The organism is Pseudomonas sp. TE6283 (assembly GCF_054060555.1).
Genome location: NZ_JBSSDH010000015.1, coordinates 122162 through 137051, shown reverse-complemented (window position 1 = coordinate 137051; position 14890 = coordinate 122162). Strand labels below are relative to the sequence as shown.

General features: G+C 64.5%; 13 protein-coding genes. 6 read left to right on the top strand and 7 right to left on the bottom strand.

Annotation, left to right across the window (positions count from 1 at the left end; translation table 11 throughout):
• Window positions 1–270: 270 nt before the first annotated feature.
• Together ACVWZ5_RS19260 and orn are read right to left on the bottom strand one after the other, a co-directional pair.
• Entirely contained in the window at window positions 271–882 is a 612-nt protein-coding gene (locus ACVWZ5_RS19260) for a trimeric intracellular cation channel family protein (RefSeq protein WP_023630647.1), read from the bottom strand.
• A gap of 92 nt (window positions 883–974) precedes the next feature.
• On the bottom strand, window positions 975–1517 hold the full coding sequence (gene orn, locus ACVWZ5_RS19255; protein WP_028688268.1) for an oligoribonuclease: 543 nt from the start codon (window positions 1515–1517) through the stop codon (window positions 975–977).
• Window positions 1518–1626: 109 nt separating this feature from the next.
• On the opposite strand from orn, the gene rsgA reads away from it, so the two are divergent.
• Window positions 1627–2658, top strand: a complete 1032-nt coding sequence (gene rsgA / locus ACVWZ5_RS19250; RefSeq protein WP_457340788.1) for a small ribosomal subunit biogenesis GTPase RsgA — start codon at window positions 1627–1629, stop codon at window positions 2656–2658.
• A gap of 146 nt (window positions 2659–2804) precedes the next feature.
• A complete protein-coding gene (locus tag ACVWZ5_RS19245; RefSeq protein ID WP_435767836.1) occupies window positions 2805–3284 on the top strand; it encodes a molecular chaperone Tir in 480 nt (159 codons plus the stop codon).
• A gap of 32 nt (window positions 3285–3316) precedes the next feature.
• Here the strand turns inward: ACVWZ5_RS19245 and motB are convergent, their stop codons facing one another.
• Together motB and motA are read right to left on the bottom strand one after the other, a co-directional pair.
• On the bottom strand, window positions 3317–4333 hold the full coding sequence (motB, locus tag ACVWZ5_RS19240; protein WP_062572671.1) for a flagellar motor protein MotB: 1017 nt from the start codon (window positions 4331–4333) through the stop codon (window positions 3317–3319).
• A gap of 3 nt (window positions 4334–4336) precedes the next feature.
• Window positions 4337–5188, bottom strand: coding sequence for a flagellar motor stator protein MotA (gene motA / locus ACVWZ5_RS19235; protein ID WP_023630652.1), 852 nt, complete (start codon window positions 5186–5188; stop codon window positions 4337–4339).
• Window positions 5189–5318: 130 nt separating this feature from the next.
• On the opposite strand from motA, the gene ACVWZ5_RS19230 reads away from it, so the two are divergent.
• Genes ACVWZ5_RS19230 through asd form a run of 3 tightly spaced genes read left to right on the top strand, consistent with a single transcriptional unit; the run spans window position 5319 to window position 8581 of the window.
• Complete coding sequence (locus ACVWZ5_RS19230) at window positions 5319–6854, top strand: HDOD domain-containing protein (protein WP_062572670.1); 1536 nt, start codon at window positions 5319–5321, stop codon at window positions 6852–6854.
• A 44-nt stretch (window positions 6855–6898) separates the two neighbouring features.
• The gene (gene rhdA, locus ACVWZ5_RS19225) at window positions 6899–7708 is read left to right on the top strand and encodes a thiosulfate sulfurtransferase (RefSeq protein WP_062572669.1); all 810 of its coding nucleotides are present in this window, start codon (window positions 6899–6901) and stop codon (window positions 7706–7708) included.
• Between the two features lie 9 nt (window positions 7709–7717).
• The gene (asd, locus tag ACVWZ5_RS19220; RefSeq protein ID WP_062572668.1) at window positions 7718–8581 is read left to right on the top strand and encodes an archaetidylserine decarboxylase; all 864 of its coding nucleotides are present in this window, start codon (window positions 7718–7720) and stop codon (window positions 8579–8581) included.
• A gap of 172 nt (window positions 8582–8753) precedes the next feature.
• On the opposite strand, the gene serB is transcribed toward asd, so the two are convergent.
• Window positions 8754–9968 carry a phosphoserine phosphatase SerB gene (gene serB, locus ACVWZ5_RS19215; RefSeq protein WP_062572667.1) on the bottom strand — a complete coding sequence of 405 codons (1215 nt, stop codon included), beginning with the start codon at window positions 9966–9968 and terminating at the stop codon, window positions 8754–8756.
• Between the two features lie 136 nt (window positions 9969–10104).
• Between serB and ACVWZ5_RS19210 the strand changes: the two genes are divergently transcribed.
• Window positions 10105–11556, top strand: a complete 1452-nt coding sequence (locus ACVWZ5_RS19210; protein ID WP_028688276.1) for a histidine kinase — start codon at window positions 10105–10107, stop codon at window positions 11554–11556.
• Window positions 11557–11743: 187 nt separating this feature from the next.
• On the opposite strand, the gene ACVWZ5_RS19205 is transcribed toward ACVWZ5_RS19210, so the two are convergent.
• Window positions 11744–12454 (bottom strand): PqiC family protein, encoded by a 711-nt coding sequence (locus ACVWZ5_RS19205; protein ID WP_028688277.1) that lies wholly within the window; start codon window positions 12452–12454, stop codon window positions 11744–11746.
• Window positions 12455–12629: 175 nt separating this feature from the next.
• Window positions 12630–14885, bottom strand: a complete 2256-nt coding sequence (parC, locus tag ACVWZ5_RS19200) for a DNA topoisomerase IV subunit A (RefSeq protein WP_062572666.1) — start codon at window positions 14883–14885, stop codon at window positions 12630–12632.
• Between the last annotated feature and the right edge of the window lie 5 nt (window positions 14886–14890).

Below are 14890 nucleotides of genomic sequence, written 5' to 3'. Positions count from 1 at the left end.
ACGCCCCATCCTGGGGCGCAGCGCTTGACGGGCATCCATGCCCGTCACCTCCCTCCGCAAGAACTCCGCTCGGCCTCCTGAAGTCGCAATTGGCGTTGCCTGAACTATCGCGCGCTTAGAAGCAAGATCAAGATCAAGATCAAGATCAAGATCAAGATCAACAGACATGAACCAACTATTGGACCACTGGCAGTGTAGCTAAGTTATAGGCTCTCGGCGACTAGCCGTCTCCCACAGGGATAACTGAACCCCTCAAAGCGCAGCGCTAATTTACTGTTGATCGTTGTAATGAAACTTCGGCATCTCCCAATGAAACCGAATCGCCAACAACCGCACCAGAAAACCACCAAACAATGTCAGCAACATGGCCTGCTCCGCCGGCACCTTGAAGTAAACACACCCCAGGTAGAACCAAGCCGCCGCGAACGACACACTGGCATAGAGCTCACGCCGAAACACCAGAGGAATATCGTTGCAGAAGATATCCCGCAGGATGCCGCCAAACACCCCGGTAATCACCCCGCTGATCGAAGCAACCAGGAACCCCTGCCCCATCTCCAGCGCGGTCATGCAGCCGATCAGGGTAAACGCCACCAACCCCAGCGCGTCGAGCACCAGGAACAGCGACCGCAGGTGACGCATCAAGGGCGCGATGAAAATCGTCAGCAGCGCCGCGAAGCTGGTCAGCACCAGGTACTCCGGGTGCTTCACCCAGGTCAGCGGGTAGTGCCCAAGCAGCACGTCACGCACCGAGCCACCACCGAGCGCGGTGACGCAGGCGATCAGCACCACGCCGAACCAGTCCATGCCGCGGCGGCCGGCGGACAGGGCGCCGGTCATGGCTTCGGCGGTGATCGCGATGAGGTAGAGCATCAGCAACATGGTGCAGGTCCGTGCGGGAAAGGCGCGCAGTCTACCCAGTCGCGCGGGGCACCAAAAGGGGGCACGCCGACGATCGTCGGCGCACGACAAGGTCAGACCTTGATGAAATGCTCGCGATAGTGACGCAGCTCGCCAATCGACTCGCGAATATCGTCCAGCGCCAAATGGGTGCTGCCCTTCTTGAAGCTGTCACGCACTTCCGGCGCCCAGCGCGCGGCCAGCTCCTTGAGCGTGGACACATCGAGGTTGCGGTAGTGGAAGTAGTTTTCCAGCTCGCGCATGTGGCGATACAGGAAACGACGGTCCTGGCAGATGCTGTTGCCACAGATCGGCGACTTGCCCTTCGGCACCCACTGCTCGAGGAAAGCGATGGTCTGCGCCTCGGCCTCGGCCATGCTCACCTTGCTCTCGCGCACGCGCTGGGTCAGGCCCGAGGCGCCGTGGGTGCGGGTGTTCCACTCGTCCATGCGCGCCAACACTTCGTCGCTGTGGTGAATGGCGATCACCGGGCCTTCGGCCAGGGTGTTCAGCTCGCTGTCGGTGACGATGGTGGCCATCTCGATGATGACGTCGTTGTCCGGGTCCAGGCCGGTCATCTCCAGATCGATCCAGATCAGGTTCTGTGGGTTCTGCATGAAAAGGCTCCTCGAATAGCCCGTCATATTAGCCTAGCGGGGCGGCTCGTGGGCGCGCCGTGCTAAACTGCCCGCCGTTTTCTTTCTGCCCCGCCGACACGGAACCCTCATGGCCAAACGCCAGCTCAATCGCCGCCAGAACTGGCGCATCGAAAAGATCCAGGGCGAGCGCGCCGCCCGCGCCGCCAAACGCGAGCAGCACGTGCTGCAGGAGCTGGAGGGTGGCGATCTAGGGCCGGAACAACTGGGCCTGGTGATCGCCCACTTCGGTGTGCAGGTCGAGGTCGAGGCCCAGGACGGCGAGGCCGCCGGCCAGGTCTTCCGCTGCCACCTGCGGGCCAATCTGCCGGCGCTGGTGACCGGCGACCGTGTGGTCTGGCGCGCGGGCAACCAGGGCATCGGCGTGATCGTCGCGCAGATGCCACGCAGCACCGAGCTGTGCCGGCCGAACAATCACGGCCAGCTCAAGCCGGTGGCAGCCAACGTCGACCTGATCGTCATTGTCTTCGCCCCTGCGCCCGAACCGCACCCCAACCTGATCGACCGGTACCTGGTCGCCGCCGAGCATGCCGGCATCCACCCACTGCTGCTGCTGAACAAGGCCGACCTGATCAACGACGAGAACGCCCCGACTCTCAATGCCATGCTCGAGGTCTACCGCGGCCTGGGCTACCCGCTGCTGGAAGTCTCGGCGCACCAGGGCGATGGCATGCAGCGCTTGCAGCAGACGCTCGATGGTCATATCTGCGTGTTCGTCGGACAGTCGGGCGTGGGCAAGTCCTCGCTGGTCAACAGCCTGCTGCCTGATGCAGGCACCCGTGTCGGCGACCTATCGGAATGGTCCGGCCAGGGCACCCACACCACCACCACCGCGCGCCTCTACCACTTCCCCAATGGCGGTGACCTGATCGACTCGCCGGGCATCCGCGAATTCGGCCTGGGCCATGTCAGCCGTGATGATGTCGAGGATGGATTCATCGAATTCCGCGAACTGATCGGCAACTGCCGCTTCCGCGACTGCAAGCATGACCGCGAGCCTGGCTGTGCGCTGCTCAAGGCCCTGGAAGACGGCAGCGTCACGCAACAGCGAATGAACAGCTACCGCTCGATCATCGCCAGTTTGCCGGAAGACACCTATTGAAGTGACGGCAAGCACGCCAGCATCGTAGGAAATTTTACCGGAGCAGGTAGGACCGCTCCGGTTTCACGGTCACCTATTGTCCCTCCCACGGTTTTCCCTGATGGTCATGACTTTGTCGTCGGCATTGATCAGGGAGGGCAGCACAGATGCCGGTATTCATCAGTTACCACCAGAACGAACGGCTCGATGCCTTCATCTTGAATGAGCGCCTGCTACTAGAAGGCATTCCCACCCAACTCGTCCCCTTCGACAGTGAAGGACAGACCCACGACGACCTGCATGGCAGCTTTTGCCAACACATGGCCGATGCCACTCACTGGATCGGAGTGCTCTGCGAGGCCTATACCGAAGACTTGTGGACGGCCTGGTTACTGGGCGCAGCGGCCATGGCGGATCGGCGGGTGACTTTCTACCACCCTGACTCGACTGAACTGCTGCAGGGCCTGCGCAAGTGGCCAGTAATGCGGGAACGAGCGCATATAGACCTGTTCGTGCGCGCCTATCATGACGAGCAGACCTTTGGCCGGGCCATGGCTTCACCGGCCGGGGACGGCGTAGTGTCGGACAGGGACAATGCAGATTTCTTCCATGCCGATCTCAAGGCCAAGATCAGGCGGGGGTTCTGAATGCATCGGGGCCGCAAAGCGGCCCCTGTCAATTACTGGTCTTTGGCCTCATCCATCTTCAACACGCCATCCTCGAAGATGTTCAGCTTCTGGCGCAGCTCGCGCGGCTGCATCGGCGTATCGCCCGGTTTCGCGGCCGCACCTGGCGCAGCGCCCGCAGGCGGTGCTTCAGCGGCAGGTGGCGCTGCGTCCGGCTTGCCCTGCTCACCTTCGATATCGCGTTGCGCCTTCTTGGTCAGGACGATGATGTCGATACGGCGGTTGACCGGGTTAAACGGGTTGGCACGGTCGAACAGCGACGACGATGCATAACCGACCACACGGGCCACCTGCTCGTCCGGATAGCCACCGGCGACCAATGCACGACGCGCCGCGTTGGCACGGTTGGCCGAAAGCTCCCAGTTACCGAAATCGCCGGTACCGGAATACGGCTTGGCATCGGTATGGCCACTGATGCTGATCTTGTTCGGGACCGCCTTGATGGTGTCGGCCATGGCCAGCAGGATATCTTCGAAATAGGGCTGCAGTCGTGCACTCCCCAGGTCGAACATTGGCCGGTTCTCGGCATCCATGATCTGGATGCGCAGACCGTCCTGGGTGATCTCGAACAGGATCTGGTCCTTGAACTTCTGCAGTTGCGGGTTTTCCTCGACCTTGTTCTGCAACTCCTGCAGCAAGAGCTCGAGGCGCTCGCGCTCGACCTGCTCGGCCATGGTCTCGACCTTGTCCTTGTCCAGCTGCAGGCTGGTGTCGGGCGTCGGTTCGGACTTCACTTCCGGGTTGATGGTCTTTTCCGGCGCCAGTTGCGGCGAACCGCCCAGGTCGATGATGTAGGGCGTGCCGCTCTCGGAGAAGCCGATCGGATCCTTGAAGTAGCCGGCGATGGCGATCTTCTGCTCGGGCGTGGCCGTCGACAGCAGCCAGAGCACCAGGAAGAACGCCATCATCGCCGTGGCGAAGTCGGCGAAGGCGATTTTCCAGGCGCCGCCGTGATGGCCGTCGCCAAAGCGCTTGACGCGCTTGACGATGATGGGCTGATTGTTCTCCATGGCTTAGCGACCGCGTACCGCTTGTTCCAGCTCGGCGAAGCTCGGGCGGTGCGCCGGGTACAGCACCTTGCGACCGAACTCGACCGCCAGCGACGGCGGCATGCCGGACGCAGAGGCCACCAGCGAGGCCTTGATCGCCTCGTAGACGTTCAGTTCCTCTTTCGCATCGTGGCGCAGGGCGTTGGCCAGCGGGCCGAAGAAGCCGTAGGCGGCGAGAATACCGAAGAAGGTACCGACCAGCGCCGCGCCCACGTGCAGGCCGATGGACTTCTGGTCGCCATCGCCCAACGAGGCCATGGTCACCACGATACCCAGTACCGCCGCGACGATACCGAAGCCGGGCATGCCGTCGGCGATGCCGGTCACCGCGTGGGACGGGTGCTCCAGCTCTTCCTTCATGCTCAGCAGTTCCATGTCGAACAGGCCTTCGAGCTCATGGGGCGCCATGTTGCCGGTGGACATGATCCGCAGGTAGTCGCAGATGAACGCGGTCATGCGCTCATCGCCCAGCACGGCCGGGTACTTGGCAAAGATCGGGCTGGCCGCGGCGTCCTCGATGTCCCCCTCGATGGCCATCATGCCTTCACGACGGCTCTTGTTGAGGATCTCGTACACCAGGCCCAGCACTTCGAGGTAGAAGGTGTGGGTGAAGCGGGTGCCGAACATCTTCAGCGACTTCTTGATTACATGCATGGTCATGTAACCAGGGTTGGCCTGGAGGAACGCACCAAAGGCCGCGCCGCCGATGATCAGCACTTCGAACGGCTGGATCAGTGCCGCGATCTTGCCGTGGGAAAGCACGTAGCCGCCGAGCACGCTCGCGAATACGACGATGATGCCGATAATTTTAGCCATAAGTTGGAAGCACTTGCTGTCGTGGTCAGGGTAGGGAACGGAAGCTTGAAAACTCTTCTTCTACTTATCGGCAGAACTGCGCCAGACTATAGCCACTCATTGCGAAAAGCCAGTTCGGACTGATGTCAATATGCCAATTGAAACCAAGGTGCCAAGTCAGGTTCCGTCGAGTCTAGAGGCCTGGGTAAAGCTGCTCGACGGGATTCGAGTACCCGTGCCGAAAGACAGCCACGACCGCGTTCTACAGGCCATCAACGACAGCCGCCGCTCCCTGCGCGACATCGCCGAACTGATGCAGGACAGCCCCGCGTTGGTGCTCTGCGTGCTGCGCGAGGCCAACCATCCGGCCAACGCCAGCCTGGCGGAGCCCGCCGAAAGCCTGGAAATCGCCCTCAATCGCCTGGGGCTGGCCCGCACCAGCCAGTTGCTGGCGCGCCTGCCGTCGATACCGGCTGACGAGATCCCGCCGGTGCTGCGCCAGTTCCTGCTGATCAGCCAACACGCCACCCAACAGGCCAACGGCCTGTTCGCCAGCCGCCTGGCGCGGCTGTGGCAGGAAATCCACTGGGGCAGCCTGCTGTTCCTCTCGCCGCTGTGGCCGCTGGCCCTGGCCTACCCCAAACTGCTGGATACCTGGGAACTGCGGGTCATCCACAAGAGCGAGGACGCCGCCGAGGTCGAACGGGAACTGTTCGGCGTGCGCCTCATGCAACTATGCCAGGCCATGGCCGAGCATTGGCGCCTGCCCGAGTGGGTGACCCAGGGCTATCGCCTGCTGATGGACGAGCGCGAGCAACTGGCCCAGGTGCTGAACATCGCCCGCGAACAGGACCCGCTGGTCCAGCAGCAGCGACTGGACGACGAGCCAGCGCTGCGCCGCTGGTTCAACCAGCCACCCAACACCGTGCTGCTGGCCAACGGCCTCGCCCTGGCCGCCCAGGTGGGCTGGGACAACCCGCACCTGCTGCGCTGGCAGCTGCTCACCGCGCTGTACCTGCAGACCACCCTGGACGATGTCCAGCAGCAGGTTCACCAGCAAGCCGCGGCCAGTGCCCGTCATCACGCCCGTCATGCGCTGTTCCACCCGGCCGAGGCGCTGATCTGGCCCTGGCACCAGCGCAGACCGCACCCGGACATGCTCACCCCGCCGCCACCCAGCACCGAGGATCTTGGCCGCTGGCGCGCGCTGTGCCAGGAACTGTTGGCCCAGCCCAGCCCGTTCAGCAATGCCGTACACCTGGCCACCCAGGCCCGCGACGCCCTGCTGGCCTGCGGCATGCAACGCATCATGCTGCTGAGCCTGGACAAGACCACCGATTACCTGCGCGTGCAGCAGACCGCCGGCCTGCCACGCGAGGCCGCCGCCATGGCGCTGCCCGTCGTGCAGAACAAATTGTTGCAAAAGTTGATGGCAAAAGCCGGGCAACTGCGCCTGACACCCGACAACCATGCCCAGTTCAGCGCCCTGCTGCCGGCACCGCTGCGCGCCTTCTTCCGCGGCGAGCACCTGCTGCTGCGCTCGCTGGCGGTGGGCGACCAGGTACTGATGCTGGCGGTGGCCGACCAGGACGGCAAGCCGCTGGCCGACGTCAGCGTGCAGGCGTTCGGCAAGACCGCGCAATGCGTGGAGCGCGCCCTGGCCGTGTTTGCCACCCGCAATGCCTGACCCTTACGCTACAATCGCCCCTCTTTCCACCCTGGAGAACGTGGATGACTGACTTTTCCGGCCTGTCCCTGGTGATCGAAGCCGAGGACCTGCTGCCGCGCCTGGATTCGCCGCGGCTGATCCTGGTCGACCTGACCAGCGCCAACCGCTATGGCAGCGGGCACATCCCCGGAGCCCGCTTCGTCGACCCGAAACGCACCCAGTTGGGCCAGCCCCCGGCCCCCGGCCTGCTGCCGGCCCGTGCCGACCTGGAGAAACTGTTCGGTGAACTCGGCCACCGCGACGATGCAGTGTATGTGGTCTACGACGACGAGGGCGGCGGCTGGGCCGGGCGCTTCATCTGGCTGCTCGACGTCATCGGCCACAAGGGATACCACTACCTCAATGGCGGCATCCAGGCTTGGCCGGCGGACAAGCTGTCCACCGAAACGCCCGAAGTCGCCGGCGGCCCGGTGAGCCTGCACCTGCATGGCGAACCCACCGCCACCCGCGAGTACCTGCAGAGCCGCCTGGGCGCCGCCGACCTGGTCATCTGGGACGCCCGCGGGCCGCTGGAATACAGCGGCGAGAAAGTCCTGGCGGCCAAGGGCGGGCACATCCCCGGCGCGATCAACTTCGAGTGGACCGCCGGCATGGACCTCAACAACCACCTGCGCATCCGCAAGGACATCGCCGAAGTCCTGCAAAACCTGGGGATCACCCCCGACAAGGAAGTGATCACCCACTGCCAGACCCACCACCGCTCCGGCTTCACCTACCTCGTGGCCAAGGCCCTCGGCTATCCACGGGTGAAGGGCTATGCCGGTTCCTGGGGCGAATGGGGCAACCACCCCGACACGCCCGTCGAAGTTTAAGGACGCTCAATGAAATCCCGCTTGTTCATCATCAGCCAGTACCTGCTGCCGCACCACCTGCTGTCGCGGCTGGCCGGCTGCGTCGCCGAGTGCCGCGCACGCTGGTTCAAGAACGCCTTCACCGCCTGGTTCGCCAAGCGCTACCAGGTGAACATGTCCGAGGCACTGGTCGAAGACCTCAGTGCCTACGAGCACTTCAACGCCTTCTTCACCCGCGCCCTCAAGCCGGGAGCCCGCCCGCTGGACGAGACCCCCGGCGCGATCCTCTGCCCAGCCGATGGCGCCGTCAGCCAGCTCGGCCCGATCGAGCACGGCCGCATTTTCCAGGCCAAGGGCCACGGCTACAGCGCCCTGGAGCTGCTGGGCGGCGATCCGGCCCTGGCCGCACCGTTCATGGGCGGCGAGTTCGCCACCATCTACCTGTCGCCCAAGGACTACCACCGCGTGCACATGCCGCTGGCCGGTACCCTGCGCGAGATGGTCTATGTGCCGGGTCGGCTGTTCTCGGTCAACCAGACCACCGCGGAAAACGTTCCTGAGCTGTTCGCCCGCAACGAGCGCGTGGTCTGCCTGTTCGACACCGAGCGTGGGCCGATGGCCGTGGTGCTGGTCGGCGCGATGATCGTCGCCTCGATCGAGACCGTCTGGGCCGGCCTGGTCACGCCGCCGAAGCGCGAGCTGAAGACCTTCCGCTACGACGAAGCCAGCCGTGCGCCGATCCACCTGGAAAAAGGTGCCGAACTGGGTCGCTTCAAGCTGGGTTCCACCGCCATCGTGCTGTTCGGGCCAGAGCAGGTGAAGTGGGCCGAGAGCCTGGGTGCCGGCTCCGCGGTGCGCATGGGTGAGCTGCTGGCGCAGCCGAGCCAGGCCTGAGCATCCGGTAATAAAAAGGCCCTGCATGATTCATTTCATGCAGGGCCTTTTTTTGCCTTGGGATTGCTGGAAGGGCTTCGCCCTCCTTTCGCGACGCAAGGCCGCTCCTACAGGGGGACGCGATCATCTGCAGGACCGGCCGCAAAGGCCGCTACGCGGCCCCGGCTCAAGATCAGCCGCGCGCTTCGCGATCGCGCACACCCAGCAGGTACAGCACGCCGTCCAGGCCCAAGGTCGAGATGGCCTGCTTGGCCGACTGGCGCACCAGCGGCTTGGCGCGGAAGGCCACGCCCAGACCGGCCAGGGACAGCATCGGCAGGTCGTTGGCGCCATCACCGACGGCGATGGTCTGCTCGAGCTGCAGGCCCTCCTCGCCGGCCAGTTGCTGCAGCAGGTCAGCCTTGCGCTGGGCATCGACGATCGGCTCGACGGCCACGCCGGTCACCTTGCCGTCGACCACCTCCAGTTCATTGGCGAACACGTAGTCGATGCCCAGGCGCGCCTGCACCTGCTTGGCAAAGTAGGTAAAGCCACCGGAGAGGATGGCGGTCTTGTAGCCCAGGCGCTTGAGCTCGGCGAACAGGTGCTCGGCGCCTTCAGTCAGGCGCAGCGAGGCACCGATCTGGTCGAGCACGCTGACGTCCAGCCCCTTGAGCAAGGCCATGCGCTCCTTGAAGCTGGCGCGAAAGTCCAGCTCGCCACGCATGGCGCGCTCGGTGATCGCCGCCACCTGCTCGCCGACGCCGGCGGCCTTGGCCAGCTCATCAATCACTTCGGCTTCGATCAGGGTCGAGTCCATGTCGAACACCGCCAGGCGGCGGTTGCGGCGGAACAGGTCGTCGCGCTGGAAAGCGATGTCGATGTTCAGCTCTTCGGACAGCGCAAAGAAGTCGGCGCGCAGGGCCTGAGCATCGCTGGCCTCGCCGCGTACGGAAATTTCCAGCGCGGACTTGCCCTTGTCGGTCTGGGCATCCAGCGTGACGCGGGCGGACAGTCGCTCGATGCGCTCGATGGTCAAGCCGTACTGGCTGATGATCGCACTGACCCGCTGCAACTGCTGCGGGGTCACCCGGCGGCTGAGCAGGGTGACGATATGGCGCGCCTCGCCCTGGCTGTCGGCCCAGTGCTGGTAATCGGCCTCGGAAATGGGGGTGTAGCGGGCCTGCAGGTCCAGTTCGTGAGCCTTGGACTGCACGCTCTGCAACAGCGCGGTGGCCACTTCGTTGTCGGGGATGTCGACCAGGATGCCGAACGACAGCGTGCCATGCATGACCGCAAGGCCGATGTCGAGAATGTTCACACCGCCCTGGAGCAGGACGCCGGTGATGGCCGCGGTGAGACCTGGACGGTCTTCACCAGTGATGTTGATCAGGACGATTTCGCGCAAGACCGGGGCTCCAACTCGATGAAAAATGCGCATTCTACCGATTTTCCATGACCGCCGGGCGCCAACGATACTTTGCCGACAAAACGCGTGTCGCTATACTGCGCAGCAACTTTCTCGCCATAAAGAGCCGCGCTCTGTGAACCGGCCCACGCCCGTAAAACCCGACAACTTCTTCCTGATGATCTACCGAGCCCTGAGCCAGCGCCGAATTCCATTGGCCCTGCGCATTGCCAGCCACAACATCTTCCTGGTGGCCCTGGCCCTGGTGATCTATGCCTGCGTGATGGGCCTGCAGTTCAAGCAGGCCATGCACGAGCAGGCCGATGCCGTCGGCCAGAGCCTGACCACCCAGACCGCCACCTCGGCCACCGAGCTGCTGGTGTCCAACGACATCCTCAGCCTCAACGTGCTGCTGGGCAACCTGGTGAAGAACCCGCTGGTGGCCCATGCGGCCATCTACAGCGTGGACAACCGCATCCTCGCCGAGGCCGGCCAGCGCCCGCGCAACAGCCTGCTGGGCGAAACCGAAGGGGTCTACCAGACCAAGATCACCTTCCAGGACGTGACCGCCGGCCAGTTGCGCATCAGCCTGGACATGAACCAGTTCCAGCAACCGATGCTGATCAGCTTGCAGAGCATGGGTATCCTCGCCGCGATCCTGCTGGCCCTGGCCCTGACCCTCAGCCTGCGCCTTGGCCGCTTTATCTCGACGCCGCTGCTGCAGTTGCGCGTGTGGTTGCGTGACCCGCACCCTTACACGCCGGGCATCGACCGCCAGGACGAAATCGGCGATCTGGCGCGCCAACTGCACGCGCGCCTCGCCCCACCGCCGCCACCTGAGCCGGAAGAAGAGGACGAGGAAGACGACTTCGACGACGCGCCAGTTGCCAAGGTCGCCCCACGGGCCAAGGCGATGGTACAGACTGCCGGGCACGACGAGGACGACGACGCCTTCGCCGACCTGATGGATGAGCAAAGCGCTCCGGCCAAGCCTGTCATCGTCGAGTCCGACGAGCCGCAGTTCAGTGCCGTGCTGGCCGTGCAGTTGGGCTCCCAGGAGCAACTGCGCCGCCTGCCACGCACCCGCCTTACCGAGCTGCTGGAGCGCTACCGCGACTGTTTGGAGCAGGCTGCATCGCTGTACGAAGGCGAAGTCCACACCCTGAACGACGGCAGCACCCTGCTGTTGTTCCACAGCCGCGACAGCGGCGAGGACTACCTGACCAACGCCATCTGCTGCGGCGAGCTGCTGCGCGCCCTGGGCCACGCCCTGCAGATCGAGGTGGCCGACAGCGGCATCACCCTGCAGCTGCAACTGGGCCTGGTGCTGGCTGACGACCTGCAAGGCCTGGATCAGGTCGACCTGCTGATGACCGAACAGGCCCAGGACGCCCTGGCCCTGTCGCAGCACAGCCGCAACCTGCTGCTGGTGGAGCGTCGCATCAGCGATGACGCCCTGGTGCGCCAGCGTGCGCGTATTCGGCCGATTGCCAGCCCCGAGGGCGCGTGCTGTGTCGAGCGCCTGATGGAGCCATACCCGTCGATGCTGGAGCGCCAGCTGGCACGGATGCACGAGCGCCGCGCCTGAGCGCCACCGCTCATCTAGGACTTGCGTGGGAGCAGGCTTGCCCCGCGATAGCGTCGGGGCAGGCAATGTTGCTGCCCTGGCAAGCCCTATCGCGGGACAAGCCCGCTCCCACGCAGATCTGATAAAGCCTCCCACCAAAGCCACAAAAAAGCCCGCAGCGATGCGGGCTTTTTTGTGGCTGCGGATATCAGAAGCGGAACACTTCCATATCGGTACGAATCGGCGAGGCCATCGGAATCTTCGGTTTCTCCGGCTCCTTCTTCACCTGCACCGGCGCCGCCGGCTTGCGTGGTGTCTCCTCGGCGATGGCCGGCTGGTTGGCCAGTGGTTTAACAGCGGTGCTCAGCTGTTCGGCCAGCTTCTGCAACAATTGCCCCTGAGCCTGGACCTGCGCCGACTCGCTGCCCGCATGGGGCTGCTCGAGGTGGACGATGCGGTTGTCACGCACCTGGCCACGGCGGTCCAGCACACGCCACTGGGCATCCAGGATCGCGGGCTGGTTCTTGCCCGAGTCCAGGCGGGTAATGGACAGCAGCACCTGCACGTCCGGCGTGAAGCCGGCGCTCGCCGGCGCCAGCACCACGCGCTGGCTGTCCAGGCGCCAGGCCAGCTGGCGCACCAGCAACTGGTCGATATCCGACGAAAGGCTGCCGGCCCAACGGCCATCGGTGGCTGCCGTCAGACTGCCATCGACCTGCCGCTGCAGAAAGGTCTCACGTTGCAGGTAGTCGGCCACCGATACCGGGCCGAGCACCACCGCCATGCCCGCCGCCTGGGTCGGCTGGCCGGGTTCACCGCTGTCGAGCTGATACAAGGCGACCGGCTGATGCATGCTGCATCCGCTCAGGCCCAGCAAGCCGGTCACCAGCAACGCAAATGGAAGGCGCAGAAATTTCATTCATCCCATCCAGGCGGTCGTCTCCAGACTGACCGCAGTGATACTCATGTAGATTCATCCGGGCACCCGGCCACGCCGGCGCCACGCGGGCCCTATCATCCGCGAATTAGCCGCCAGACTCCAGCATTTCCGCCTGAAGCGGCGCCGAAAGCGCCGCAGCAGACAACCCATGCACTCAGGCGGGGGTTTCCACCATCAAGCTATCCACACGCTGGAAACCGCGTGGCAATTTGCTACCACGGCGACCACGCTCACCCTTGTAGTGCTCGAGATCATCTGGCTTCAGAGAAAGGGTACGCTTGCCAGCTTGCAATACAAGGGTCGCCCCCTCACTGATCACTGCCAGGTCAGTGACGAATTCTTCCCGACTGGCTACTCGGTCGCCCGGAACGCCGATGATCTTGTTGCCCTTGCCCTTGCCCAGCTGCGGCAGGTCGGCGACCTTGAATACCAGCAGACGGCCTTCGGTGGTCACCGCGGCCAGCCAGTCCTGCTCGCGGTCGGCCACCGGGCGCGGGGTCATCACCTTGGCGCCGTTGGGCAGGCTGAGCAGGCCCTTGCCGGCCTTGTTCTTGGCCTGCAGGTCCTCGCCCTTGACCACGAAGCCGTAGCCGGCGTCGGAGGCCACCACGTACAGGGCCTCGTCCTCCGGCAGCAGCACGCACTCGAAGGTAGCGCCGGGCGGCGGAGTCAGACGACCGGTCAGCGGCTCGCCCTGGCCTCGCGCCGATGGCAGGCTGTGGGCCGCCACCGAATAGCTGCGGCCAGTAGAGTCGATGAGCACGGCGAATTGGTTGGAGCGTCCGGCGGCGGCGGCCTTGAAACCGTCACCGGCCTTGTAGGAAAGGCCCGTGGCGTCGATATCGTGGCCCTTGGCGCAACGCACCCAGCCCTTCTCCGACAGCACCACGGTGACCGGCTCGGTCGGCATCAGCTCGTTTTCCGAGAGCGCCTTGGCCTCGGCACGCTCGACGATCGGCGAGCGACGGTCGTCGCCATAGGTCTCGGCGTCTTCGATCAGCTCGCTGCGCACCAGCTTGCGCAGCTTGGCATCGCTGCCCAGCAGGGTGGTCAGGCGCTTCTGTTCCTTGAGCAGCTCGTCCTGCTCGCCACGGATCTTCATCTCTTCCAGACGGGCCAGCTGGCGCAGGCGGGTCTCGAGGATGTAGTCAGCCTGGATTTCGGTGAGGTCGAAACGGGCGATCAGTGCCTGCTTGGGGTGCTCTTCGGTACGGATGATGTGGATCACTTCATCCAGGTTGAGGAACGCGGTGAGCAGGCCTTCCAACAGGTGCAGGCGCTTCTCGACCTTGTCCAGGCGGTGCTGCAGGCGGCGACGGACGGTACCGATCCGGTACTCCAACCATTCCAGCAGCAGCGCGCGCAGGTTCTTCAGCTGCGGACGGCCGTCGAGGCCGATGATGTTGACGTTGACCCGGTAGGTGCTCTCAAGGTCGGTGGTAGCGAACAGGTGCTGCATCAATTCGGTGGCATCGACGCGGTTCGAACGCGGGATGATGACGATGCGGCAGGGGTTCTCGTGGTCCGACTCATCGCGCAGGTCGGCGACCATCGGCAGCTTCTTGGCCTGCATCTGCGCGGCGATCTGCTCCAGAACCTTGGCCCCGGAGACCTGATGCGGCAACGCGGTGACGATGATGTCGCCGTCCTCGACGCGGTACACCGCGCGCATGCGGATCGAGCCCTTGCCGGTCTCGTAGAGCTTGAGGATATCGGCGCGCGGGGTGACGATCTCGGCCTCGGTGGGGTAGTCCGGGCCCTGGATGTGCTCGCACAGCTGCTCGATGGTGGCCTTGGGCTCGTCGAGCAGGCGCACGCAGGCGCTGGCCACTTCCCGCAAGTTGTGCGGCGGCACGTCGGTGGCCATGCCCACGGCGATGCCGGTGGTACCGTTGAGCAGGATGTTCGGCAGGCGCGCCGGCAGCACCGCTGGCTCCTGCAGCGTGCCGTCGAAATTCGGCACCCAGTCGACGGTGCCCTGGCCGAGCTCGCTGAGCAGCACTTCGGAATAGCGCGACAGCCGCGCCTCGGTGTAACGCATGGCGGCGAACGACTTCGGATCGTCCGGCGCACCCCAGTTGCCCTGGCCGTCGACCAGGGTGTAGCGGTAGCTGAACGGCTGGGCCATCAGCACCATGGCCTCGTAGCACGCCGAGTCGCCGTGGGGATGGAACTTGCCGAGCACGTCGCCGACGGTACGCGCCGACTTCTTGTGCTTGGAGTCGGCGTCCAGACCCAGCTCGCTCATGGCATAGACGATGCGGCGCTGGACCGGCTTGAGGCCGTCGCCGATGTGCGGCAGGGCGCGGTCCATGATCACGTACATGGAGTAGTTGAGGTAGGCCTGTTCGGTGAAGTCGGCCAGGGAACGGCGTTCGACGCCTTCGAGACTGTCCAGTAAGTCGCTCATGCGAG